Annotated in this window: 23 protein-coding genes; 9 read left to right on the top strand and 14 right to left on the bottom strand. The window is 63.0% G+C overall.

The features are described 5' to 3' along the window. The first annotated feature begins 85 nt into the window (after window positions 1–85). Together rpsB and tsf are read left to right on the top strand one after the other, a co-directional pair. A complete protein-coding gene (gene rpsB / locus FIU94_RS14130; RefSeq protein ID WP_152466393.1) occupies window positions 86–973 on the top strand; it encodes a 30S ribosomal protein S2 in 888 nt (295 codons plus the stop codon). An 87-nt stretch (window positions 974–1,060) separates the two neighbouring features. Continuing rightward, the gene (gene tsf / locus FIU94_RS14135) at window positions 1,061–1,936 is read left to right on the top strand and encodes a translation elongation factor Ts (RefSeq protein WP_152466394.1); all 876 of its coding nucleotides are present in this window, start codon (window positions 1,061–1,063) and stop codon (window positions 1,934–1,936) included. Between the two features lie 398 nt (window positions 1,937–2,334). On the opposite strand, the gene FIU94_RS14140 is transcribed toward tsf, so the two are convergent. The 12 genes from FIU94_RS14140 to FIU94_RS14195 form a co-directional block, all read right to left on the bottom strand. Beyond that, on the bottom strand, window positions 2,335–3,090 hold the full coding sequence (locus tag FIU94_RS14140) for a LuxR family transcriptional regulator (RefSeq protein ID WP_152466395.1): 756 nt from the start codon (window positions 3,088–3,090) through the stop codon (window positions 2,335–2,337). Then, entirely contained in the window at window positions 3,087–3,527 is a 441-nt protein-coding gene (gene aroQ / locus FIU94_RS14145) for a type II 3-dehydroquinate dehydratase (protein ID WP_152466396.1), read from the bottom strand. The genes FIU94_RS14140 and aroQ overlap by 4 nt, the downstream gene beginning before the upstream one ends. Before the next feature lie 210 nt (window positions 3,528–3,737). Next, entirely contained in the window at window positions 3,738–4,427 is a 690-nt protein-coding gene (phoB, locus tag FIU94_RS14150) for a phosphate regulon transcriptional regulator PhoB (protein WP_152466397.1), read from the bottom strand. 1 nt (window position 4,428) lies between these two features. Next, window positions 4,429–5,139, bottom strand: a complete 711-nt coding sequence (gene phoU, locus FIU94_RS14155; RefSeq protein WP_152466398.1) for a phosphate signaling complex protein PhoU — start codon at window positions 5,137–5,139, stop codon at window positions 4,429–4,431. Window positions 5,140–5,143: 4 nt separating this feature from the next. Further along, window positions 5,144–5,941 (bottom strand): phosphate ABC transporter ATP-binding protein PstB, encoded by a 798-nt coding sequence (pstB, locus tag FIU94_RS14160; RefSeq protein ID WP_152466399.1) that lies wholly within the window; start codon window positions 5,939–5,941, stop codon window positions 5,144–5,146. Between the two features lie 13 nt (window positions 5,942–5,954). Beyond that, a complete protein-coding gene (gene pstA / locus FIU94_RS14165; protein WP_152466400.1) occupies window positions 5,955–7,289 on the bottom strand; it encodes a phosphate ABC transporter permease PstA in 1,335 nt (444 codons plus the stop codon). Then, a complete protein-coding gene (gene pstC, locus FIU94_RS14170) occupies window positions 7,289–8,761 on the bottom strand; it encodes a phosphate ABC transporter permease subunit PstC (RefSeq protein WP_152466401.1) in 1,473 nt (490 codons plus the stop codon). Before pstC ends, pstA begins: the two co-directional genes overlap by 1 nt. A 98-nt stretch (window positions 8,762–8,859) precedes the next feature. Further along, window positions 8,860–9,900 (bottom strand): substrate-binding domain-containing protein, encoded by a 1,041-nt coding sequence (locus FIU94_RS14175; protein ID WP_152466402.1) that lies wholly within the window; start codon window positions 9,898–9,900, stop codon window positions 8,860–8,862. Window positions 9,901–10,045: 145 nt separating this feature from the next. Next, window positions 10,046–11,101 (bottom strand): ATP-binding protein, encoded by a 1,056-nt coding sequence (locus tag FIU94_RS14180; RefSeq protein WP_152466403.1) that lies wholly within the window; start codon window positions 11,099–11,101, stop codon window positions 10,046–10,048. 4 nt (window positions 11,102–11,105) lie between these two features. After that, entirely contained in the window at window positions 11,106–11,627 is a 522-nt protein-coding gene (locus tag FIU94_RS14185; protein WP_152466404.1) for a gamma carbonic anhydrase family protein, read from the bottom strand. Beyond that, window positions 11,624–12,274, bottom strand: coding sequence for a guanylate kinase (gmk, locus tag FIU94_RS14190; protein ID WP_172975910.1), 651 nt, complete (start codon window positions 12,272–12,274; stop codon window positions 11,624–11,626). The genes FIU94_RS14185 and gmk overlap by 4 nt, the downstream gene beginning before the upstream one ends. Window positions 12,275–12,277: 3 nt before the next feature. Then, window positions 12,278–13,168: a YicC/YloC family endoribonuclease gene (locus tag FIU94_RS14195; RefSeq protein ID WP_152466405.1), complete on the bottom strand. Its 891-nt coding sequence runs from the start codon at window positions 13,166–13,168 to the stop codon at window positions 12,278–12,280. 241 nt (window positions 13,169–13,409) lie between these two features. Between FIU94_RS14195 and FIU94_RS14200 the strand changes: the two genes are divergently transcribed. After that, on the top strand, window positions 13,410–14,144 hold the full coding sequence (locus FIU94_RS14200; RefSeq protein WP_254702548.1) for a PAS domain-containing protein: 735 nt from the start codon (window positions 13,410–13,412) through the stop codon (window positions 14,142–14,144). 114 nt (window positions 14,145–14,258) lie between these two features. On the opposite strand, the gene FIU94_RS14205 is transcribed toward FIU94_RS14200, so the two are convergent. Then, complete coding sequence (locus tag FIU94_RS14205; protein WP_152466406.1) at window positions 14,259–15,629, bottom strand: class II 3-deoxy-7-phosphoheptulonate synthase; 1,371 nt, start codon at window positions 15,627–15,629, stop codon at window positions 14,259–14,261. Window positions 15,630–15,828: 199 nt separating this feature from the next. Here FIU94_RS14205 and FIU94_RS14210 point away from each other — a divergent pair, with 199 nt between their 5' ends. Next, on the top strand, window positions 15,829–16,833 hold the full coding sequence (locus tag FIU94_RS14210; protein WP_172975911.1) for a GlxA family transcriptional regulator: 1,005 nt from the start codon (window positions 15,829–15,831) through the stop codon (window positions 16,831–16,833). A 158-nt stretch (window positions 16,834–16,991) separates the two neighbouring features. Here the strand turns inward: FIU94_RS14210 and FIU94_RS14215 are convergent, their stop codons facing one another. Then, window positions 16,992–18,092, bottom strand: a complete 1,101-nt coding sequence (locus tag FIU94_RS14215; protein WP_152466408.1) for a PQQ-dependent sugar dehydrogenase — start codon at window positions 18,090–18,092, stop codon at window positions 16,992–16,994. Window positions 18,093–18,274: 182 nt separating this feature from the next. Here FIU94_RS14215 and FIU94_RS14220 point away from each other — a divergent pair, with 182 nt between their 5' ends. From FIU94_RS14220 to FIU94_RS14240, 5 genes are all read left to right on the top strand, one after another. Beyond that, window positions 18,275–19,468 (top strand): ABC transporter substrate-binding protein, encoded by a 1,194-nt coding sequence (locus FIU94_RS14220; RefSeq protein ID WP_152466409.1) that lies wholly within the window; start codon window positions 18,275–18,277, stop codon window positions 19,466–19,468. Window positions 19,469–19,588: 120 nt separating this feature from the next. Then, window positions 19,589–20,371, top strand: a complete 783-nt coding sequence (locus FIU94_RS14225; RefSeq protein ID WP_152466410.1) for an ABC transporter ATP-binding protein — start codon at window positions 19,589–19,591, stop codon at window positions 20,369–20,371. Beyond that, window positions 20,368–20,940, top strand: a complete 573-nt coding sequence (locus FIU94_RS14230; RefSeq protein ID WP_254702549.1) for a hypothetical protein — start codon at window positions 20,368–20,370, stop codon at window positions 20,938–20,940. Before FIU94_RS14225 ends, FIU94_RS14230 begins: the two co-directional genes overlap by 4 nt. Before the next feature lie 7 nt (window positions 20,941–20,947). Next, window positions 20,948–21,766: an ABC transporter ATP-binding protein gene (locus FIU94_RS14235; protein ID WP_152466411.1), complete on the top strand. Its 819-nt coding sequence runs from the start codon at window positions 20,948–20,950 to the stop codon at window positions 21,764–21,766. A 3-nt stretch (window positions 21,767–21,769) separates the two neighbouring features. Continuing rightward, on the top strand, window positions 21,770–22,192 hold the full coding sequence (locus FIU94_RS14240) for a hypothetical protein (protein WP_152466412.1): 423 nt from the start codon (window positions 21,770–21,772) through the stop codon (window positions 22,190–22,192).

The raw sequence follows: 22,192 nt of genomic DNA on the forward strand, positions 1-22,192 counted from the left end.
TGGGAGAGACATCCCCAGGCGTCCGCCGGTTGGCAGCACACGCTGTCATACCCCCGACGAGGCTAAACCGGAAAGGTATAAAGACATGGCTCTTCCTGAGTTCTCCATGCGCCAGCTGCTTGAAGCAGGCGTACACTTCGGCCACCAGACGCAGCGTTGGAACCCCCGCATGGGTCCGTTCATCTACGGCGCGCGCAACGGCATCCACATCATGGATCTGACGCAGACTGTTCCCATGCTGGACCAGGCCCTGCAGGTCATCCGCGACACCGTCGCCAAGGGCGGCAGCGTCCTGTTTGTCGGCACCAAGCGTCAGGCGCAGCAGCCCATCGCCGAAGCCGCCGAGAAATGCGCGCAGTACTACATGAACCACCGCTGGCTGGGCGGCACGCTGACCAACTGGCAGACGGTGTCCCAGTCCATCAACCGGCTGAAGTCCATCGACGAACAATCCGAGCGCGGCTTTGAAGGGCTGACCAAGAAAGAGCGCCTGGGCATGGAACGCGACCAGGCCAAGCTGGAAGCATCGCTTGGCGGTATCCGCGAAATGGGTGGCCGCCCGGACCTGCTGTTCGTGATCGACGTCCGCAAGGAACAGCTGGCCGTCGCCGAAGCGAACAAGCTGGGCATCCCGGTCGTGGCCGTGGTCGACACCAACTGCTCGCCTGACGGCATCGACTATATCATCCCGGGCAACGACGACGCGGCCCGCGCCATCTCGATGTACTGCGACCTGGCGTCCCGTGCCGCACTTGACGGCATGTCGGCCCAGCTGGGCGCGGCAGGTGTCGACATCGGCGCCATGGAAGAAGCCCCGGCCGAAGAAGCCCTGACAGAGGAAAGCACCGGCGTCGAAGTCGGCAATGCCTCGTCCGAGACGGTGTCGAACGACGCGATGGCAAAAGACGCGCCCTATGACCTGGAATCCAAGAAGGAAACCGTGGCCAAGGCGGACGAGAAGGCCGACAGCTGAACAGCTGTCACGACGCTGACACAAGCCTGACATATGGGGCAGGGAGACCTGCCCCGATCGTTTGATTGAATTTAGGAGACTCCAAAGATGGCAATCACAGCATCTATGGTAAAAGAACTGCGCGACAGCACCGGCGCAGGCATGATGGACGCCAAAAAGGCGCTGACCGAAAATGACGGCGACATGGAAGCTGCCGTCGATTGGCTGCGCACCAAGGGTCTGGCCAAAGCGGCCAAGAAATCCGGCCGCACCGCCGCCGAGGGTCTGGTGGCCGTCAAGGTCGAGGGCGGCCACGGCGTCGCGGTCGAGGTGAACTCCGAGACCGACTTCGTCGGCAAGAACGCCGACTTCCAGAAAATGGTCGCCGGCATCGCCAACGTGGCGGTCAAGGCAACCGACATCGACGCGCTGAAGGCGGCTGACATGGGCGGCAAATCCGTCGAGCAGACGGTCACGGACGCGGTTGCCGTGATCGGCGAGAACATGTCGGTGCGCCGGATGGCAAGCGTGGACGGCGACACCGTGGTGTCCTACGTGCACAATGCCGCGGCCCCCGACATGGGCAAGATCGGCGTGCTGGTCGCGATGACCGGCGGCGACGAAGCCTTTGGCCGTCAGGTCGCGATGCACATCGCGGCGGTGAACCCCGCGTCGCTGTCCGAGGATGACCTGGACCCCGCCGTCGTGGAAAAGGAAAAGCAGGTGCAGATGGACATTGCCCGCGAAAGCGGCAAGCCCGAGCAGGTCATCGAAAAGATGATCGAAGGCCGGATGAAGAAATACATGTCCGAAGTGACCCTGCTGAACCAGTCCTTCGTGGTGAACCCCGATCTGACGGTGGGCGACGCCGCCAAGGAAGCAGGCGCCACGATCACCGCATTTGTCCGGCTGGAAGTCGGCGAAGGTATCGAGGTGGTCAAGGAAGACTTCGCCGCCGAGGTGGCCAAGGCTGCCAAGGGCTGATCTGCCGGTCCCGCCGCGGGCGGACAGGACAAAGACAGGGAAGGGCGGTGCCGCAGGGTGCCGCCCTTTTTCCTTGCAGGCGCATCGCAGGGCCACAGGTGAAACAGGCGGGCCCCGGAAACCGGAACCCGCCCAACGCCCGATGACGGAACGCTCGGGGAGGAGCAGAGGCGCCTTCACCCCGGACAGCCGGACGGAACAATACGCCCAGCTGTACCCGGAACCTACACAGAGCCTTGTAATTTCAAGGGTTTGCAGGCTTTGCTCCTGCGGTCAAACCGCGTATCAGGAACAGGATTACCTTGCGTTAACACCTTCAATTTCGCCAGTCAGGGATTCCTTACCCCGGGCAAGAAAATTGCGGAAAGTTCTTCAAACAAACGGGTTTGCGTAACTTTTCAAGCGTCGAGAATGAACATCTGGTTCGAAAATGACGCCTTGAGCACTGCCTGCGCGGTCGTCTCGACCGCCAGCGCCTCCCGCGCAAGGCGCAGGTGTTTCTCAACCGTCGCCGAGGTCAGGCCCATGATCACCGCGATGTCCTGCATGGTCTTGCCGTCGCCAACCCATTCCAGCGCCTCGCGCTGGCGCGGGGTCAGGGACCGCCGCTGCGAATGATAGGGCAGGGTCAGGATCTTGAGATGCGCGATGTCGTTCATCAGCTTGATGTCGCTGCCGTGCTCCTCCCAGATCCTGTCGACCTCGTCCTGGGTCATGCCCGGTTTTGCCGTCAACGCAATGGCCCCCTTGGACCGGACGGAGATGGATTTGAAACTAACGGTATAGCCCGCCACGACGTTCATGCGGCGGTTGAAGTCGATGACGCGTTCCTCGGCCGGGGTCATGGCCCGTTCGCGCGCCATGTCGTGCAACACCGTCCAGCTGCAGGCCCCATCGTGCTGCAGCGCCCAACGCACCATCGGGGCGTGATAGTACAGACCGTTGCCCAGAAATTCGTCGGTGTACTCGCGACTGTGGTTGGTCAGGATGACGAAATCCTCGGGGTCGCCGAGCGAGGTCGAGGTGCGGTAGCGGGTAAATCCATAGATCAGCCGATCAAACCCGTAGGCCGCCATCCTGGTCGTGTGCAGGTCCCAGAGTTCCTCCAGCGTCGGGCACCGCGCGACCGAATGAAGATACTCTCGCAAGCTCATGTTTTTAATAACCTCTCTGCAAGCGCGTCCAGCGCCATGAGATAGCCTTTCGGCCCAAAGCCGGAGATCTGGCCAATGGCGACGGGTGCGATGTACGATTGATGACGGAAACTCTCGCGGGCGTGGATGTTGCTCAGGTGAACTTCGACGACCGGCAGTTCGACCGACGCAATCGCATCCATCAGCGCGACGGATGTATGCGTATAGGCACCGGCGTTGAGGACGATCGCATCATGCGACCCTTTGGCCGCATGAATTGCGTCGATCAACGCGCCTTCATGGTTGCTTTGCACAAAGGCGACATCGAGGCCAAGCCTTTCGGCGGCTTCGCGGCACATGCTTTCCACGTCCGCCAGCGTGGTGCTGCCATAGACCTCGGGCTGGCGGGTTCCCAGCAGGTTGAGGTTCGGACCATTGATGATCAGGACGGAGGGCATACACAAACCTTTGATGAGGTGTGCATTATTAACGGTGGAAGGGGCGCGAAGTCCAGCATTCTGAGCAGCCGCAAGGGTTTGGCGCTGTCGTTTTGACGGAGTGCTGACGCCGATCCGATGGACAAGCAAAACCCATAATCAGTATTATGTAAATAAATGATGAACCCAGAGACCTTAGAATACGGGTTTGCGCAATATGCACGCCAAACCTCAGCCCAGAGCGTATCCCGCGCCCCGGACGGTCCGGATCGGGTCGATGCCGCCGTGGATGGTCAGCGCCTTGCGAAGCCGTGCGATGTGGACGTCGACGGTGCGTGTGTCGACATAGATGTCGCGGCCCCAAACGTGATCGAGCAATTGATCGCGGCTGAAGACACGGCCCGGTTTTTCCAACAACGTGACCAGCAGCCGGTATTCCGTCGGCCCCAGCTTCAGTTCCTTGTCCGCGCGGTTGACCCGGTGGCGTTCGGGATCGAGCCGGATGTCATCGAACACAAGCTCTGCGCCGCTGGCTGCCGGCCGCGACCGGCGCAGCTGGTTGCGAACGCGCGCCATCAGTTCGCGCAGCGCATAGGGTTTGACGACATAGTCGTCCGCACCGGTTTCCAGGCCACGCACGGTGTCGACCTCTTCGGACCGGGCCGAAAGCATGATGACGGGAATTTCCCGCGTGTCCTCGCGGGTCTTCAGCTGACGGCAAACCTCGATCCCGCTCATCAGCGGCATCATCCAGTCAAGGATCACCAGATCGGGACGCGCTTCGGACACCATCAGCAGAGCTTCTTCGCCGTTTTCGGCGCGGCGCACGGCGAAACCTTCACTTTCGAGATTGTAGGCCAGGACCTCCCGCTGCGCCGGCTCATCCTCGACCAGCAGGACCTGGGGTTGCGTCACGGACATGTCACTTCACCTCGGCCGCTGTCGACGTATGGTCAGCCTTTGGGCGATCGTCGTCGGGGTGTTCACCGGTGACGAGATAGATCACCTGCTCGGCGATCGACGTCACCAGATCACCCATCCGTTCCACGTTCTTGGCGATGAAATGAAGGTGCATGCACGCGGTGATGTTGCGCGGGTCCTCCATCATGAAGGTCAGGAATTCGCGGAACAGCGCGTTGTACATCTGGTCCACGTCCTCATCCCGGTCGATGATGTTCGCCGCCAGTTCCGCATCGCGCTGAATATAGGCGTCCAACGCATCCTTGAGCATTCCCTCGACCGCCCGCGCCATGCGACGGATCGCACCGGCACTGTCGTTCACGGGCTGCATCTGGGTCAGCACGCCGGTACGTTTGCCCATGTTCTTGGCATAGTCGCCGATCCGCTCCAGGTTTGCGCTGATCTTGATGACACTGAGGATCAGCCGCAGGTCAATGGCGGTGGGCGCACGCAGCGCGATCACGCGGGCCGCACTTTCGTTGATCAGGTTCTCAAGCTCGTCAATGACCTTGTCCCCTGCCCTGACCTGCTCGGCCAGTTCGACGTCGCGGCTCTCCAGCGACAAGGCGGCATTTCGGATGGCATCTTCGACCAGTCCGCCCATTTTCATGATCTGCGCCTGAACCGCTTCCAGGTCGCGGTCAAAGGCGGACGCAATGTGTTGATCTTGCATAATATTATCCAATCCGGCCTGTGATGTAGCTTTCAGTGCGCGGGTCGTCGGGTGAGGTGAAAATCTTGTCGGTCTCGCCGAATTCCACGAGGTTCCCAAGGTGGAAGAAAGCGGTTTTCTGGCTCACGCGGGCAGCCTGCTGCATGGAGTGGGTGACGATGACGACCGAATAGTTCTGGCGCAGCTCGTCGATCAGTTCCTCGACCTGGGCGGTCGCGATCGGGTCCAGGGCGGAACAGGGTTCATCCATCAGCAGCACTTCGGGTTCGGTCGCAACCGCGCGGGCGATGCACAGGCGCTGTTGCTGACCGCCGGACAGCCCCGTGCCGGGCGCATCCAGACGGTCCTTGACCTCGTTCCAGATGGCACCGCGGCGCAGCGCGCGTTCCACGATGTCGTCCAGTTCCGCCTTGTTCCGCGCCAGCCCGTGAATGCGCGGCCCATAAGCCACGTTGTCGTAGATGGATTTGGGGAACGGGTTCGGTTTCTGGAACACCATCCCGACCTTGGCGCGCAGCTGCACGGGATCCACCTTGCGGTCGTAGATGTCTTCGTCGTCGATCCGGATGTCGCCGGTCACGCGGCAGACGTCGATGGTGTCGTTCATCCGGTTGATGCAGCGCAGGAAGGTGGATTTGCCACAGCCTGACGGCCCGATGAATGCGGTCACGGTCTTGTCTTCGATCTCGACATTCACGTCCTTGATGGCATGGGTGTCACCGTAATAGACCTGCACGTCGCGGGCCGCGATCTTGATGTTCTTTGTGGCCACTTCACTCTCCGCAATAAAATTGTCTTTCATCGGTCTCTCCCTCCTACCAGCGGCGCTCGAAACGGCGGCGCAGGATGATGGCGATGATGTTCATGGTCAGCAGGAATATCAGAAGGATGATGATCCCGCCCCACGCCTTTTCGTAAAAGCTCGCGTCCGCCCGCGCCGCCCAGGTGTAGATCTGCGCCGGCATGGCCGAGTTCGGTTCGGTGAAACCGGCGATGAAGCCATCGGGATAGCCCCGTGCGACAAAGCCTACCATACCGATCAGCAGCAGCGGCGCGGTTTCGCCCAGAGCCTGTGCAAGGCCGATGATGGTCCCTGTCAGGATGCCCGGCATGGCCAGCGGCAGCACATGGTGAAAGACCGCCTGCATCTTGGACGCCCCCACGCCCAGTGCCGCGTCCCGGATCGACGGTGGCACCGATTTCAGCGAGGCGCGGGTAGAGATGATGATGGTCGGCAGTGTCATCAGCGTCAGCACGAGGCCCCCCACCAGCGGCGCGGACTGCGGCAGGTGCATGAACTGGATGAAAACCGCCAGCCCGAGGATGCCGAACACGATCGAGGGCACCGCCGCGAGGTTCGAGATGTTCACTTCGATCAGATCGGTGAACCGGTTCTGCGGTGCGAATTCCTCAAGGTAGATGGAGGCGGCAACGCCGATGGGCAGCGACAGGACCAGCACCACCAGCATCATGAAGAAGGAGCCGATGACCGAGGCGCCGATGCCTGCGCCACCGGGGTTGTCCACACCGGAATCCGCACCGGTGATGAAGTTCCAGTTGAAGGCCCGGGTGATGATGCCCGCTTCGACCAGAGCGTCGACAAGGTCGAGGTCCGAGGCCTGCATGAACCGGCTGTCGGTCATTGCCTCACGGGTGACGCGGCCGGTCAGATAGCCATCGACCCGCGATGCCGCCGCCAGCTGGAAGGACACCGGGCTGCCGAGGTCCTGTTCGTTGGCTCTGTAATGCTCGCGCAGGGTGCCGCCGGGTTTGCCCAGCAGGCGCTGGATGGCCTCGGCGTCGAACGCAGTTTCAAGCCCGCGTGCGTCGAGTGCTTGGCGGATCTCTTCGACCAGCAGGTTTTCATAGGCCTTTGTCTTGAACAATTCGCCTTCGGCTGCGGTATATTGCTCTTCGGTCAGGGTGAATTCCACATCCACGACCGTCTGGGTAAAGGCAGGCGTGCCGGACCGGATGATCGAAAACGCCAGCACCACGAGGAAGAACAGACCGATCAGGATAGCGATCATGCCATAGGCCTGGAACCGTTTTTCCGCCGCGTTACGCTTGCGGGTGCGCGCGTCCTGCACCAGCAGGGATTTTCCGCCGGAATGGGGTGCAGCGCCGCTGCTGAGGCTTGCATCGGACATCAGTCGTATTGCTCCCGGTACTTGCGCACGATGTAGAGCGCGAAAACATTGAGGGCGAGGGTGATGACAAACAGCGTCATCCCCAGCGCAAAGGCCACCAGCGCCTCGGGGCTGGCAAAGTCGGCGTCCCCGGTCAGCTGGCTGACGATCTTGGCGGTGACCGTCGTCATCGCATCGAAGGGGTTGAGCGAAAGCCGCGCCGCCGCCCCTGCCCCCAGCACAACGATCATTGTCTCACCGATGGCGCGCGAGGCCGCCAGCAGGATCGCCCCGACGATGCCGGGCAAGGCGGCGGGCAGGATCACCTGGCGGATGGTCTCCGACTTGGTCGCACCCAGCCCGTAGGAGCCATCGCGCATCGCCTGCGGCACGGCGTTGATGATGTCGTCGGACAGCGAACTGACAAAGGGGATCAGCATCACGCCCATCACCAGCCCGGCGGTGATCACGGCTGTCCCCGACTGCATGATGCCCAGGCCGTCACGGCCAAAGACCGACACCAGCAGCGGCCCCACCGTCAGCAGCGCGAACAGACCGTAGACGATGGTGGGAATGCCCGCCAGCACCTCCAGCATGGGTTTGGCAATGGACCGGACATTGTTGCTGGCGTACTCCGACAGATAGATGGCGGCGAAAAGACCGATCGGGATGGCCACGGCCAGCGCCACCAGCGAGATGTAGAAGGTCCCCCAGAGCAGCGGCAGCACGCCAAGGTCCGAACTGCCCCCCCGCCCCGAGAAGCTGGGCGCCCAGTTGGTGCCGAAGAAGAAGTCCGACGCCGGATAGAGGCGGAAGAATTCCACCGTGTTGAAGACCAGCGACAACACGATGCCCAGCGTGGTCAGGATCGCGATGGACGCGGCACCGATCAGCAGCCAGCGCACCGCGGTCTCGACCACGTTGCGCGCCCGGTAATCGGCCTGCGCGCCGCGCAGCCCCCAAAGCGCGCCCAGCAGCGCCAGCACGATCACCGCCGCGCTCATCATCAGATTGCCGCGACGGCTCATGTCGCGGTACGTCTGCGCCGCGTTCAGCACCGGCTCCGTGATCTGCGAGGTCAAGATGGCGCCAGCGTCTCTCAGCCCGGTGGTGATGGCGTCAAGGTCGGCGTTGGCATCGGCGGCCCGATCCGCATCAAGCGTGCCCGCCGCCACGGCAAGGTCCAGCCCGTCGGCCGCACGGCGCACCTCTGACAGGACCAGCCCCCGCGATGAGTTCTCTGCAATGGCGGACTGCGGGATCATGCCGGAAACCGAATTGCTGACGATCATGGGCTGCACCAGCAGCCAGACCAGCATCAGCAGGAAAGCAGGCACCAGGGCCTTGATGGCGACATTGCCGCCGTAATAACTCGGCAGCGAATGCATGTGCCGCCGGTCCCCGTCCGCGCTGCGCATCACGCGCGCCTTGCCCAGGTAATATCCGGCAATGGCGATGGCCAGAACGATGATGAAAAGCCAGAGGATCGGCATGTCGCGCCCTGCCCGTCGATAAAAATTCAGTCGTCAGTCGATGGTGTGGCACGGGGACGGCATGGTGCCGCCCCCGGCCAGGGTCATTGGCCTGCGGTTCAGGAACCGGAACCCATTGTCGCTTCGTCCGCGACGGATTTCTGCGTATCCGCCAGCTCGGGGTCGGAAACGAGGCCGTAGTTGGCCAGCGGGCCGGAGGGGCCGGCCAGTTCATCTGAGATGAAGAACTGCGCGTATTCCTTCAGACCGGGGATCACGCCGATGTGGGCTTTCTTCACGTAGAAGAACAGCGGGCGGGACACCGGGTACTCGCCCGACGCGATGGTCTCAGTCGTGGGCTCGACACCGCTCATGGTGGCGACCTTCAGCTTGTCGGTGTTGTTCTCGTAGAACGCCAGGCCGAACACGCCGATGCCGTTGGTATTGGCGTCGATACGCGCCAGGGTCTCGGTGTAGTCGCCGTCGATGTCCACGGACTTGCCGTCCTGACGCACGTCAAGGCAGGCATCTTCCGCCGCGTCTTCGTCCATGCCGCTGTCCAGCATCGCCTGCATGGCGCCGGTTTCCTCGCAGCCGACCAGCAGAACCTTCTCTTCAAAGACTTCGCGGGTGCCGTGCTTGGTGCCGGGAATGAACATCGCAATTTCAGCGTCGGGCAGGTCGCCGTTGAACTCGGACCAGTTCTGGTAGCTGTTGTCGACCAGTTCGCCGTCCTTCAGCACCTTCGCGCCGATGGCGTTGAAGATGTCGGTGGGCTGGAACGCGGTGAAGTCCGGGCCGGACTGCTGGCTGGCAAAGACGATCCCGTCATAGCCGATGCGGACTTCCATGATGTCGGTCACGCCGTTCTCGGCGCAGGCCTTGATTTCCTTTTCGCGGATGGCGCGCGATGCGTTGGCAACGTCGATGGTGTTTTCGCCGACACCTTCGCAGAACCGCTTCAGACCTGCGGAAGAACCGCCCGATTCGACAACCGGCGTCGGGAAGTCGGTGTTTTCGCCGAAGGCTTCGGCCACGATGGAAGCATAGGGCAGAACGGTGGAAGATCCGGCAACCTGTACGTTGTCACGTGCGGCGGCAGCCGTTGCGGACAGGGCTGCGATGGCCAGTGCGGATGCGGTGAGTTTAGTCAGTGACATGACGTCTCCTGTTTGCATGTATTCATCGACCCCCCGTGGGCGATCTCCCGGCCCGTCTACGGCGCGCGCCTATACCTTTTGTGACAGTTCCATTACAGTTTTATGACAGTCGGCGGGACCGTTGCAAATCAGGCTATTTCGGCGATCAGACGTCGGAGGCCACAACATCCTGAGGCAGGATGACGCAGAACGACGCGCCCTGCCCCTCTTCGGACGTGATCTTGAGCCGACCGCGGTGCCGGTTGAGAATATGTTTCACGATGGCCAGACCCAGCCCGGTCCCGCCCAGGGCGCGGCTGCGGTGGCTGTCGGCACGGTAGAATCGCTCCGTCAGCCGCGGAATATGATGCGACGGTATGCCGGGGCCGTGGTCCCTGACCGTGATCCGCACCGACGGCCCCCGCAGCATCGGGTCGCGAAGACTGACTTCACAGCCGATGTCCACCGGTCGGCCCTCGCCCCCGTATTTGATGGCGTTCTCGACGAGGTTGGTGAAAACCTGCAGCAACTGGTCGGCATCCCCCAGAATCATCAGCGGTTCGGTGCCCAGATCGGCGCGCAGGGTCACGTCTGCCTCCACCGCCAGCGGATTGAGGTTGCGCAGCGTCGTCCGCAGCACTTCGGCCAGGTTGATCTGGTTTGTCGGGCGCATGCGCTCTTCCGCCTCGACCCGGCTCAGCGACAGAAGGTCGCCCACCAGCCGGTTCATGCGGCCCGCTTCGGTCTGCATGATCTGCAGAAACCGGTCGCGGGCCGCGGGATCGTCGCGGGCCGGACCGCTCAGGGTCTCGATGAACCCCATGAGAGAGGTCAGCGGCGTGCGCAGCTCATGGCTGACATTGGCGACGAAATCCCGGCGCATCTGCCCGGCCTGGGCGTGGTGCGTGACGTCCTGAAAGGTGACGATCAGCAGCCCGGTCCCGGCCACACAGCGAAGCGTTACATCATAGGTGACATCGCGGTCGCCCTCGCTTGCCAGAAAGCGCGACTGACGCCCCTGCCCGTCCTCGATGCAGCGTTCCACCGCATCGACCAGCGCGGGCTGGCGCAGGACGGTGACAAAGTGCCGGCCCACCGTATGCCCCCCGAACAGCGACCCGGCCGCCGGGTTCACCGCCGCGATCCGCTCGGCGCGATCAATGACCAGCGTCGGCAGGGGCAGCGCCGCAATCAGGTCAGGCAGCAGCGGTGCTTCGGTCATGGTGTCAGAGCGCAGTCAGATCTTTGGCAAAACGCGCCGCGTTGTCGGCGTAATGCCGTGCGCTGGCGGTCAGCATGGCAATGGCCTTGTCGTCGAGCTGGCGCACCACCTTGCCAGGTGCGCCCATCACCAGCGACCCATCGGGAATTTCCTTGCCCTCGGTGATCAGCGCCCCCGCCCCGATCAGGCAGTTGCGGCCGATCTTTGCCCCGTTGAGGATCGTCGCCCCCATGCCGATCAGAGAGTTGTCCCCGATGGTGCAGCCGTGCAGCATCACCTTGTGCCCGATGGTGCAGTTCTCGCCAATGGTCAGCGGAAAGCCCATGTCTGTGTGAAACACGCAATTCTCCTGCACGTTGGACCCGCGGCCTACGTGGATCCGTTCGTTGTCGCCGCGCAGGGTGGCGCAGAACCAGACCGAGCTTTCGGCGTCCAGCACCACATCGCCGATGACATTGGCATCGGGTGCGACCCAGGCCGTGCCGTCCACCTTGGGTTTTCTGTCTGCAAGCGCATATAGGGTCATGGGAGGTCCTCGAATTCATTTTGAAGTTTGCGGACGTGATCCAGAAGACGGGGCTGCTGGGCGACCCGCATACGTTCCGCGCGAATGATGGTCTTCAGCTTTTCCTCGGTTTCGGTGAGATCGTCGTTCACGATGACATAATCGTAGCCGTCCCAATGGCTGATCTCGTCCCAGCTTTTGCGCATCCGCTTGGCAATGGTCTCGGCGGTGTCCTGGCCCCGGCTGATCAGCCTGCGGCGCAGCTCCAGAATGGATGGCGGCAGGATGAAGATGGACAGCGTATGAGAGCCAAGCGCAGATTTCTGGATTTGCTGCGCCCCCTGCCAATCAATGTCGAACAGCACATCCCGACCGGCATCTATGGCTTCCTGTACCGGTCCCCTCGGAGAGCCATAATTGTTGCCAAAGACATGGGCGTGCTCCAGCAGTTCCCCGTCCTTGACCCACCTGCGAAAGTCCTCCTCGGAGACAAAGTAGTAATCCTGGCCCTCGACCTCCCCCGCGCGTGCGACACGTGTCGTCGCGGAAACAGAGAACTTCAAAGAGGCGTCCCAGTTCATCAGACGGCGCGCGAGTGTCGATTTGCCCGCCCCGGAGGGCGAGCTGAGAATGACAAGAAGGCCGCGCCTTTCCGGCAATTGGGTCATGGGTTACTCCACATTCTGGACCTGTTCGCGCATCTGGTCGATCACCGCCTTCAGCGACAGACCGACGCGGGTCAGCTCGGTGTTCTGCGCCTTTGCACACAGGGTGTTGGCCTCGCGGTTGAATTCCTGGGTCAGGAAATCCAGCTTGCGCCCCACCGGCCCGCCTTCGGCCAGCAGGGCACGGGCGGCGGCCACATGGGCGCCCAGACGGTCGATCTCCTCGGTCACATCCGCCTTGACCGCGATCAGCGCCAGTTCCTGGGCGAGCCGCGCCTCGCTCAGCCCGTCGGCATTGTCCAGAATACGCGCCACGTTCTGGCGCAGGGTTTGCGCCATCTCGTCTCTGCGCGCCTCGGCCAAGGCCGCGGCTTCGGCGGTCAGGGCCTCGACCTCGGTCAGACGGCTTTGCAGTACCTCGGCCAGCGCCGCGCCCTCACTGGCGCGCATCGCGGTAAAGTCCTGCAGGACCGCATCCGCATCCGCCAGGATCGCGGCGCAGAGCGCCGCGGTGTCGTCCTGGCCCACCGACTGCTCCAACACGCCCCGCATGGTGGCAATATCCGTGGCCTTGGACGGGGCAAGCGACACGCCCGCGTCCATCGCCCGCGATTCGATCTGGTGCAGCGCCTCCAGCACGGCGTCGAGCTGAGCGCCGTTGACGCCAAGCGCACCTGCCCCCTCTTCCCGGCTCACACGCAGGTTGCAGGTGACGTTTCCGCGTACCGCAACCTTGCCCAGTTTCTTGCGCAGGCCCGTTTCCAGCCCCGCGATCCAGTCCGGCACACGCAGGCGCAGATCCAGCCCCTTGCCATTGACCGACCGGACCTCCCACGCCCAGGCATGGGGACCGTCGCCGCCTGTCCTCGTGGCAAAGCCGGTCATCGAATGGATCATGATGGCAATTCCCGTTGTTGTGTGTCCTGACGGGGATAGGTCGAAACGCCCCGGCGGGGCAAGCCCATGCGGTGCGGCATTAACCATTGCTTAAGAATTTCTCCCTCCGCCGCGCGAGACCCGCTAGAAAAGAGGATGTGGAAATATCCGGCAAAGCTGACAGTCCACATTGTTCAGTGTGCCATGCGGACACCGTTTCGCATCATAATTATGAAACTTGTCGAGCCGAAGGTGCAGTCCGATGGACAATTCTCACCATACGTCGCAGAATGTTATCGCCATGTCAGAGTATCAACCAGAAAGCGGTTATGCCGCCATTGCCCAGATAGAGGCCTATTGGGAAGCCCTGCGCGGGTCCCGCATGGTACCGAAACGCTCCGAAATCGACCCCCGTGGCATAGAGGGCGCGCTTGAAAATGCCTTTATCGTGGAACGGGTCGCAGCAGGCATCGCACGGCTGCGGATCGCGGGCAGTCACCTCAACGACCTGATGGGCATGGAGGTCCGCGGCATGCCGCTGACTGCGCTGTTCGCCCCACCGGCCCGGCAAGAGGTGTCCAAAACCATCGAAGAGGTCTTTCAGGCCCCCGGTACCGCCACTTTCAAACTGACCGCCCCCGCCGCCGAAGGCCGGCCAGAAGGAGAGGCCAGGATGATCCTGCTGCCCCTGAAGAGCGATCTGGGCGATGTCAGCCGATTGCTGGGCTGTCTGGTGTACCGAGGTACCATCGGCCTGGCCCCTCGTCGCCTTGACGTGGTGGACAGGTCATTCACGATGCTGCTTCCGGGCGGCGATGCGCAGCCCATCCGGGGCTTTGAACCCAGGCCCGACAGAGCCGACTCGACGGGTGTTCCGGGCTTTGCCGCCCCCGCGCCGGAATTCGAAAGACGCGGCACCGGCAATCGGGACACGGACGGTGGCGGCAGGCCGGGCAAACGGCCCCCCTATCTGCGCCTCGTCAAATCCGACGACTGAGCGCGGCACGCGCGTTTCACCATCTCCCGCTTCGATATCTCCATCTGCGACAAACGCCGCGGCCCCAAGGCGCGCGGCGTTCGCAGTCGTGATGACAGATCATTGCCAGCCTGATCAGATCGCCGCGGCCTTGCCCTGCGCAAGACGGCGCGACGACAGCTCTTCAGCCACGAGAAAGGCCAGCTCCAGCGACTGGCTCGCGTTCAGGCGCGGATCGCACGCGGTGTGATAGCGGTCGCTCAGATCCTCGTCGCTGACCGCACGCACGCCCCCGGTGCACTCCGTCACGTCCTGCCCGGTCATTTCGAAGTGAACCCCACCGGCCACAGTGCCTTCGGCGCCGTGCACGTCAAAGAATTCACGCACCTCGCGCAGGACCGAGTCGAACGGCCGCGTCTTGTAGCCCGACGCGGATTTGATCGTGTTGCCGTGCATCGGGTCGCAGGTCCAAAGCACCTTGGCCCCTTCCTGCTCCACCGTGCGGATCAGCTTGGGCAGGTGATCTCCTACCGTGCCGGCACCGAAGCGGGCGATCAGGGTCAGACGGCCCGGTTCGTTCTCGGGGTTGAGGGTGGCCATCAGTTTCTTCAGGTCATCCGCCGTCATGCTCGGCCCGCATTTCAGCCCGATCGGGTTCTGCACGCCCCGCGCGAATTCCACATGCGCGCCATCCGGCTGCCGGGTTCTGTCCCCGATCCAGATCATGTGACCGGAGCCTGCCAGCCACTTGCCCGTCAGGCTGTCCTGGCGGCACAGCGCCTCCTCGTACTCCAGCAGGAGCGATTCGTGGCTGGTATAATATTCCACCGTCTGCAGGGTGTGCGCCGTGTCGGCGGTGACACCTGCCGCGGACATGAAGTCCAGCGTGTCGGAAATACGGTTCGCGATCTCGCGGTATTTCTCGGCCTTTTCCCCATCGGTAAAGCCGAGTGTCCAGCCGTGCACGCGGTGCACATCCGCATAGCCCCCGGTCGAAAAGGCCCGGATCAGGTTCAGCGTCGCCGCCGCCTGGGTATAGGCGCGCAGCATCTTCTCGGGGTTGGGCAGTCGCGCTTCGGGGGTGAAGTCAAGCTCGTTGATGATGTCGCCGCGGTAGCTGGGCAGCTCCACGCCGTCCACCACCTCGGTCGGGGCCGACCGCGGCTTGGCGAACTGCCCCGCCATGCGGCCAACCTTGACCACCGGCACCTTGGCGCCATAGGTCAGCACCACGGCCATCTGAAGCATGACCTTGAACGTGTCCCGGATCGCGTCCGAGCTGAACTGCTCGAAACTTTCAGCGCAGTCACCGCCCTGCAGCAGGAACGCCTCGCCCCGGCTGGCCGCTCCCAGATGTTGCTTGAGCCGTCGCGCCTCGCCACCAAAGACCAGCAATGGATAGCGCGACAGCTGTGCCTCGACCGCGTTCAGGGCATCCTGGTCCGGATAATCCGGCATCTGGATCCGCGGTTTGCTGCGCCAGCTCGATTTGCTCCATTGTGTCATGTCATTTCTCCGGTCCCGCGCGCCGTGTGTCGGCGCCCTCAAAGACCCTTTCTATACAAAAGGAGCCGCCCCGTGACCAGAACCCAATTGCCGCCTCTTGACCGTGCCTCAAACCCGTGACCTAAGATTGCGGCAGAATGTGTCGGTATTGTAACACGCCGATTCAATGCCGCGCATCATAGTACAAAGGGGCTCTGCGATGTCTCAAACACGCCACGCCGTGCGCAAAACCACAGAGGTCTCGAAACCACGACGTTTCGTGTTCGTTCTGCTGAACGACTTCAGCCTGCTCAGTTTTTCCACCTCAATTGAATGCCTGCGCATCGCGAACCGGATGGCGGGGCGGGACATCTATTGCTGGACCGTCATCGGCGAGGGCGGGGAAAGCGCGCGATGCTCCGCCGGGACGATTTTCCAGCTCGACGCCGATCTCGATGAATTGGCGCGCGACGATACAATTCTGGTGTGCAGCGGTCTGGACGTGCAGGATGCCACCACCAAGAAGGTCCTGAGCTGGCTGCGCCGCGAGGCGCGCAAGGGGCTGACCGTCGGCGGCCTCTGCACGGGCGCTTTCACGCTGGCCCGGGCCGGACTGCTGGACGGCAAACGCGCGACGATCCACTGGGAAAACCACGACAGCTTTGCCGAAGAATTCGAAGAGGTGAACCTGACCAAGTCTGTCTTCGTGGTGGACGGCAACCGCCTGACCACGGCGGGGGGGACCTCCTCCATCGACCTGATGCTGAAACTGATTGCCGACGACCAGGGCGAGGATCTGGCAAACGCGGTGGCCGACCAGCTGATCTATTCGTCGATCCGCACGGATCAGGACACCCAGCGCCTCAGCGTGCCGACCCGCATCGGTGTGCGCCACCCCAAGCTCAGCCAGGTCATCCAGATGATGGAAGCCAACATCGAAGAGCCGATCAGCCCCTCGGTGATGGCGCGCGACGTGGGCATGTCAACACGACAGCTGGAGCGTCTGTTCCGCCGCTACCTCAACCGCTCCCCCAAGCGGTACTACATGGAGTTGCGCCTGCAGAAGGCCCGCAACCTGCTGATGCAGACCGACATGAGCGTGATCAACGTGGCCTTGGCTTGCGGATTCGCCTCGCCGTCGCATTTCTCGAAATGCTACCGGGCACATTACGACACCACGCCCTACCGCGAACGCGGCAGTCACGCAGCCCGCCTGTCCATCTGAGCGACGCCCGGCTAGGGCACGGGCCCTCGCTTCCTTATGCGGAAAATACTCCGGCACACGGTCAGCAGCCCCCGCACCGATGGCATGATGCGCCCCGGCTTTGGATGTCGGGCATCGGGCCTGCCGCCGCGCGGCGGCGATCTGTCAGTCTGACACCCTCAATCGGCAGATGTCATCCGGTACACCGTGGCCTCGCCGACCGAAATGAACCAGATCGCGCCTTCGGGGCCTTCGACGATGTCGCGGACCCGCGCGGTTTCGGGGCCCTTGATCTGCTCGACCTCTTCCAGCGGGTCCCCGCTGAGACGGGCGATATAGTCGAACTTGAGCGCCCCCACGAAAATATCCCCGCGCAGGTCCTCCGACAGCGCCCCGGAATACACCATGAGACCCGACGGCGCGATCGAGGGGTCCCAATAGTACGCGGGTTGCTCCATCCCGGGTTTTGAGGTGCCTTCCCCGATCTTGGCGCCGGAATAATGCCGCCCGTAAGAGATTACGGGCCAGCCGTAGTTCGCGCCCTTCCGCACCCGGTTTACCTCGTCTCCGCCCTGCGCTCCGTGCTCCGACACCCACAGGTTCCCCTCCAGGTCCAGACCGGCCCCCTGCGGGTTGCGATGTCCATAAGACCAGATTTCCGGCAACGCCCCCTCCTGATCCACGAAAGGATTGTCCTGCGGCACACTGCCGTCCCGGTTGACGCGCACGACCGATCCGTTGTGCCGGGAGAGGTCCTGTGCCGCTGGGCGATCTCCGCGTTCGCCGATGGTGACGAAAAGCGTCCCGTCCGTCGCCTCTACGACGCGGCTGCCAAAGTGGCGGCCGCCACGGCTGCCGGGTTTCATCTCGAACAACTGGCGCACCTGTTCGAGCGTCCGGCCGTCCTGCGATAACCGTGCGGACACCAGGGCGGTGCCGCTGCCCCCGCCCTGATCCTTGGCAAAGGTCAGAAACAGGGTGCGCGTCGCGTCGAAATCGCGCGCCAGCGTGATGTCCAGCAGCCCCCCCTGCCCGCCGGTCTCGACCTGCGGCACGCCAGCGACCTCACTGGTGTTGCCATCGCGGTGCAACAGCAACCTGCCGTCCTTTTCCGTGACCAGCAGCCCCCCGTCCGGCATCGGCGCAATGGCCCAGGGCGTGTCCAGGTCGCGCACCACGGGTTGAAATGCCCAATTATCCTGCGCGGCGACCGACAGCGGGAACAATGTGCATGCCGCGATCAATCGCAGGAAATGTGCATAGTTTCTCGTGATCGGCATATCAAAGCTCCCGTTTGGATCGGCATTTTCGAGGAATCTAACTTTTGCGCTCCGACTTTCCACAAATCCCGGATCAACAGAGCTTGAGGTGGACCTTTGGGAAAGGGAAAAACTCCTTTTCTTTTGGCAAACCATTGCCTACGTTTCTCCGCGAACATCTTGTTCCAATAGGGAGAAAATACATGAAAAAGATGCTTTTGGCGTCAACCGCCGCGGCGCTTGTGGCGACCTCGGCGCTGGCCGATGCCCATGCCAAGGAAGTGAAACTTGGCATTGTATTCGGCTTTACAGGGCCGATTGAATCGCTGACCGGCCCAATGGCCTCCGGCGCGGAAATGGCGATGAAGGAAATCAGCGACAGCGGCCTGCTGCTCGACGGGGCAACCGTGACCAGCACGCGCGCGGACTCCGGCTGCATCGACAACGCTCTGGCGGTGTCGGGCGCGGAACGCCTGATTGCCGAGGGCGTCAATGGGCTGATCGGTGCCGATTGTTCCGGCGTGACCGGCGCGGTGCTGCAGAACGTAGCAATCCCCAACGGCATGGTCCTGATCTCGCCCTCCGCGACATCGCCGGGCCTGACCACGATGGAAGACAACGGATTGTTCTTCCGCACCTCGCCTTCCGACGCGCGCGAAGGTGAAGTGATGGCAGAAATCCTGCAGGAACGCGGCGTGGAATCCATCGCGCTGACCTATACCAACAACGACTACGGCAAGGGTCTGGCGGACGCGATCGAATCCTCGTTCAAGGCCGTCGGCGGTGAAGTGACCATCGTTGCGGCGCATGAGGACGGCAAGGCCGACTACTCCGCCGAGGTGGGCGCGCTGGCGTCTGCGGGCGGCGATCTGCTGGTCGTCGCGGGCTATCTCGACCAGGGCGGTGCCGGCATCATCAAATCCGCGCTCGACGCGGGCGCCTGGGACACCTTCGGTCTGCCCGGCGGCATGATCGGTGAAAACCTGCCCAAGAACATCGGCCCCGACCTCGACGGCTCCTACGGCCAGATCGCGGGTTCCGAAGGTCCGGGGATCGAGACGTTCACGAAGATGGCCGAAGAAGGCGGTTTCGACGGCACCTCGCCCTACACGCCTGAATCCTACGATGCGGCTGCGCTGTTCCTGCTGGCGATGCAGGCGGCAGGTTCCATGGACCCGGCCGAGTACAAGGATCAGATCCTTGAGGTCGCCAACGCCCCCGGCACCAAAATCTATCCCGGTGAACTGGCCAAGGCGCTGGAGCTGATCAAGAACGGCGAAGACATCGACTATGTCGGCGCGTCCTCGGTCGAACTGATCGGTCCCGGAGAATCCGCCGGCACCTACCGGATGATCGAAGTCCGCGACGGCAAGAACGAGACCATCGGCTTCAAGTAAGCCTTGACCGCCAGATAACAGGTACAGCCCTGCGTCCTGCGCGGGGCTGTATCCAACAACCAAGCGCCCGGAAACCGGGCGCATAAGTGCCCGAAACAGGGCCGACACAGGGATGGATAGATGATCGTCGTTGACGATATTCACAAGCATTTCGGCGGATTTCACGCCGTGGACGGCGCGAGCCTGAGCATCGACGCGGGTTCGATCACCGGGTTGATCGGACCGAACGGCGCGGGAAAAACAACTCTTTTCAATGTGATCGCGGGCGTTCTTAAACCCACGTCCGGCACGGTCCACATGGACGGCGAGGATATTACCGGCCTGCCCCCGCACACGCTGTTCCACAAGGGGTTGCTGCGCACTTTTCAGATCGCGCATGAATTCCACTCCATGACCTGCCGCGAGAACCTGATGATGGTGCCCGGCGGCCAGAGCGGCGAAAGCCTGTGGAACACCTGGTTCGGCACCCGCCGCATCGCCGACGAGGAACGCGCGCTCAGGGCGAAGGCGGACGAGGTGCTGGAATTCCTGACCATCGAACACCTGGCCGACCAGAAGGCAGGCCAGATCTCCGGCGGGCAGAAAAAGCTGCTGGAGCTGGGCCGTACCATGATGGTCGACGCCAAGATCGTGTTCCTGGACGAGGTCGGCGCGGGCGTGAACCGTACCCTGCTCAACACCATCGGCGATGCGATCCTGCGACTGAACGAGGAACGTGGCTATACCTTCGTCGTCATCGAACACGACATGAATTTCATCGGGCGGCTCTGCGATCCGGTCATCTGCATGGCCGAGGGCCGCGTGCTGGCCACCGGCACGCTGGACGAAATCAAGGCCAACGAACAGGTGATCGAGGCCTATCTGGGCACCGGGCTCAAGAACAAGGACAAGGTAGGCGCATGATGCGGCGCGCGCTGGCATGGGCACTGGGCGCGGCACTGCTGAGCCTGCCCCAGACGGCTGCGGCCTGTGCGCAACTCAGCCAGGATGTCTGGATGTGCGCCCGCGGCTCCGCCTGGGAGACCGCCACCTGGGACCAATACGGCGACGGCGCGACGCTGCTGCTCGACGATTACGTCCTTGATTTCACGCAGGACTGGCCGGGAAGCGAGATCACCGACGGCATCTCGACGCTCGAAGAACTCTTTACCACCTATGCCGCCTGGGCCGCCGCCGAGGCCGAGGCACCCAGCAACCTGTTGCAGTCGGACAAGCTGGACCTGCCGCATGCCACCGTGGTCCGCCAGATCCAGCGCGACCTGTGGGAGGGCGAACCCTACCTGCAGGCGGTGATGCTGGCGCAGGTCAGCGATGCGCGGATCATGCTGTGGCTGCAGGCGCCCAACGAAACCCCTGTCGAGGATCTGGACCTGGTATCGCGCGAGGTCGTGACTCAGTTGCGCGACAGCTGCGCGGACCCGGTGTCCTGTGCCGAGGATTACGAGCCGCCCCAGGCGGCCAGCAAGGAATGAGGCTGATATGAGCGATCCCTACGGAGACCGCGGCAACAAGGATGTATCCATCGCCAACCCCAAGGGGCAAGGCAGTCAGATCCCCAAGCACAAGGGCACATCAAGCCCCGCGCCGGGGGGCCCTTTCCTGATCGGGGACGGCATGACGGCTGGATATGGCAACGGGCCGGACATCCTGCACGATTGCACCATCGCCGTGGACCGCGGCGAGATCGCAGTGATCGTCGGCCCCAACGGTGCGGGCAAGTCCACCGGCATGAAGGCGGTGTTCGGAATGCTGGACATGCGCAAGGGTCACGTCCGGCTGGACGGAGAGGACATCACCGACCTGTCGCCGCAGGATCGGGTGGCCAAGGGCATGGGGTTCGTGCCGCAGACCTCGAATATCTTCACCTCGATGACCGTGGAGGAAAACCTTGAGATGGGGGCGTTCATCCGTACCGATGACTTCAGCGGGACGATGGCGCAGGTCTATGACCTGTTCCCGATCCTCAAGGAAAAGCGCCGCCAGCCGGCGGGCGAGCTGTCGGGCGGGCAGCGCCAGCAGGTCGCCGTGGGCCGCGCGCTGATGACACAGCCCAAGGTGCTGATGCTGGACGAACCCACCGCCGGGGTCAGCCCCATCGTGATGGATGAACTCTTTGACCGTATCATCGAGGTGGCGCGCACCGGCATCCCGATCCTGATGGTCGAACAGAACGCCCGCCAGGCGCTTGAGATCGCGGACAAGGGCTATGTTCTGGTGCAGGGGGCGAATGCCTATACCGGCACCGGCAAGGAACTTCTGGCCGATCCGGAAGTCCGCAAATCGTTCCTGGGGGGCTGAGGCATGCTGAAAACACTGACAGCCGCCTGCACCGCGCTTTGCGCCGGGCCCGCCATGTCCGAGACATTGGTCTGCGACATCTATGAGGCCTGCGAGAACGGCAATTGCGCCCGCGTCTTCGGCCCCCCCGCTCAGGTGCGCCTGACAGCGGCGGTCTTCGGCCAGGACCGTCCGGGATACGTCGCGGAAAGCCTTGCCGCGTCGGACCGCAGCTACCTTGTTTTCAGGGATGCCGCTCAGGCTCAGGCCCATCTGGACACGCGCCCCGACGACCTGCCCGAAGCCTTTTCGGGCGTGATCCTTCCCGCCGACCGGATCTCGGGCCGCCCAGATTTCGAGATCGCGAGCGTCAGCCGGCGCAGCGATCTGAACTACAGCATCCTGGACCCGCGTACCCGCGTGGTCTGCCGCCAGGAGGAACGGTGA

Source organism: Sulfitobacter sp. THAF37 (assembly GCF_009363555.1).
Classification (GTDB): Bacteria; Pseudomonadota; Alphaproteobacteria; order Rhodobacterales; family Rhodobacteraceae; genus Sulfitobacter.

Excerpts from the sequence above, each read along its gene's own strand:
- rpsB (WP_152466393.1), top strand. The coding sequence starts at position 86 with ATGGCTCTTCCTGAGTTCTCCATGCGCCAGCTGCTTGAAGCAGGCGTA.
- tsf (WP_152466394.1), top strand. The coding sequence starts at position 1,061 with ATGGCAATCACAGCATCTATGGTAAAAGAACTGCGCGACAGCACCGGC.
- FIU94_RS14140 (WP_152466395.1), bottom strand. The coding sequence starts at position 3,090 with ATGAGCTTGCGAGAGTATCTTCATTCGGTCGCGCGGTGCCCGACGCTG.
- aroQ (WP_152466396.1), bottom strand. The coding sequence starts at position 3,527 with ATGCCCTCCGTCCTGATCATCAATGGTCCGAACCTCAACCTGCTGGGA.
- phoB (WP_152466397.1), bottom strand. The coding sequence starts at position 4,427 with ATGTCCGTGACGCAACCCCAGGTCCTGCTGGTCGAGGATGAGCCGGCG.
- phoU (WP_152466398.1), bottom strand. The coding sequence starts at position 5,139 with ATGCAAGATCAACACATTGCGTCCGCCTTTGACCGCGACCTGGAAGCG.
- pstB (WP_152466399.1), bottom strand. The coding sequence starts at position 5,941 with ATGAAAGACAATTTTATTGCGGAGAGTGAAGTGGCCACAAAGAACATC.
- pstA (WP_152466400.1), bottom strand. The coding sequence starts at position 7,289 with ATGTCCGATGCAAGCCTCAGCAGCGGCGCTGCACCCCATTCCGGCGGA.
- pstC (WP_152466401.1), bottom strand. The coding sequence starts at position 8,761 with ATGCCGATCCTCTGGCTTTTCATCATCGTTCTGGCCATCGCCATTGCC.
- FIU94_RS14175 (WP_152466402.1), bottom strand. The coding sequence starts at position 9,900 with ATGTCACTGACTAAACTCACCGCATCCGCACTGGCCATCGCAGCCCTG.
- FIU94_RS14180 (WP_152466403.1), bottom strand. The coding sequence starts at position 11,101 with ATGACCGAAGCACCGCTGCTGCCTGACCTGATTGCGGCGCTGCCCCTG.
- FIU94_RS14185 (WP_152466404.1), bottom strand. The coding sequence starts at position 11,627 with ATGACCCTATATGCGCTTGCAGACAGAAAACCCAAGGTGGACGGCACG.
- gmk (WP_172975910.1), bottom strand. The coding sequence starts at position 12,274 with ATGACCCAATTGCCGGAAAGGCGCGGCCTTCTTGTCATTCTCAGCTCG.
- FIU94_RS14195 (WP_152466405.1), bottom strand. The coding sequence starts at position 13,168 with ATGATCCATTCGATGACCGGCTTTGCCACGAGGACAGGCGGCGACGGT.
- FIU94_RS14200 (WP_254702548.1), top strand. The coding sequence starts at position 13,410 with ATGGACAATTCTCACCATACGTCGCAGAATGTTATCGCCATGTCAGAG.
- FIU94_RS14205 (WP_152466406.1), bottom strand. The coding sequence starts at position 15,629 with ATGACACAATGGAGCAAATCGAGCTGGCGCAGCAAACCGCGGATCCAG.
- FIU94_RS14210 (WP_172975911.1), top strand. The coding sequence starts at position 15,829 with ATGTCTCAAACACGCCACGCCGTGCGCAAAACCACAGAGGTCTCGAAA.
- FIU94_RS14215 (WP_152466408.1), bottom strand. The coding sequence starts at position 18,092 with ATGCCGATCACGAGAAACTATGCACATTTCCTGCGATTGATCGCGGCA.
- FIU94_RS14220 (WP_152466409.1), top strand. The coding sequence starts at position 18,275 with ATGAAAAAGATGCTTTTGGCGTCAACCGCCGCGGCGCTTGTGGCGACC.
- FIU94_RS14225 (WP_152466410.1), top strand. The coding sequence starts at position 19,589 with ATGATCGTCGTTGACGATATTCACAAGCATTTCGGCGGATTTCACGCC.
- FIU94_RS14230 (WP_254702549.1), top strand. The coding sequence starts at position 20,368 with ATGATGCGGCGCGCGCTGGCATGGGCACTGGGCGCGGCACTGCTGAGC.
- FIU94_RS14235 (WP_152466411.1), top strand. The coding sequence starts at position 20,948 with ATGAGCGATCCCTACGGAGACCGCGGCAACAAGGATGTATCCATCGCC.
- FIU94_RS14240 (WP_152466412.1), top strand. The coding sequence starts at position 21,770 with ATGCTGAAAACACTGACAGCCGCCTGCACCGCGCTTTGCGCCGGGCCC.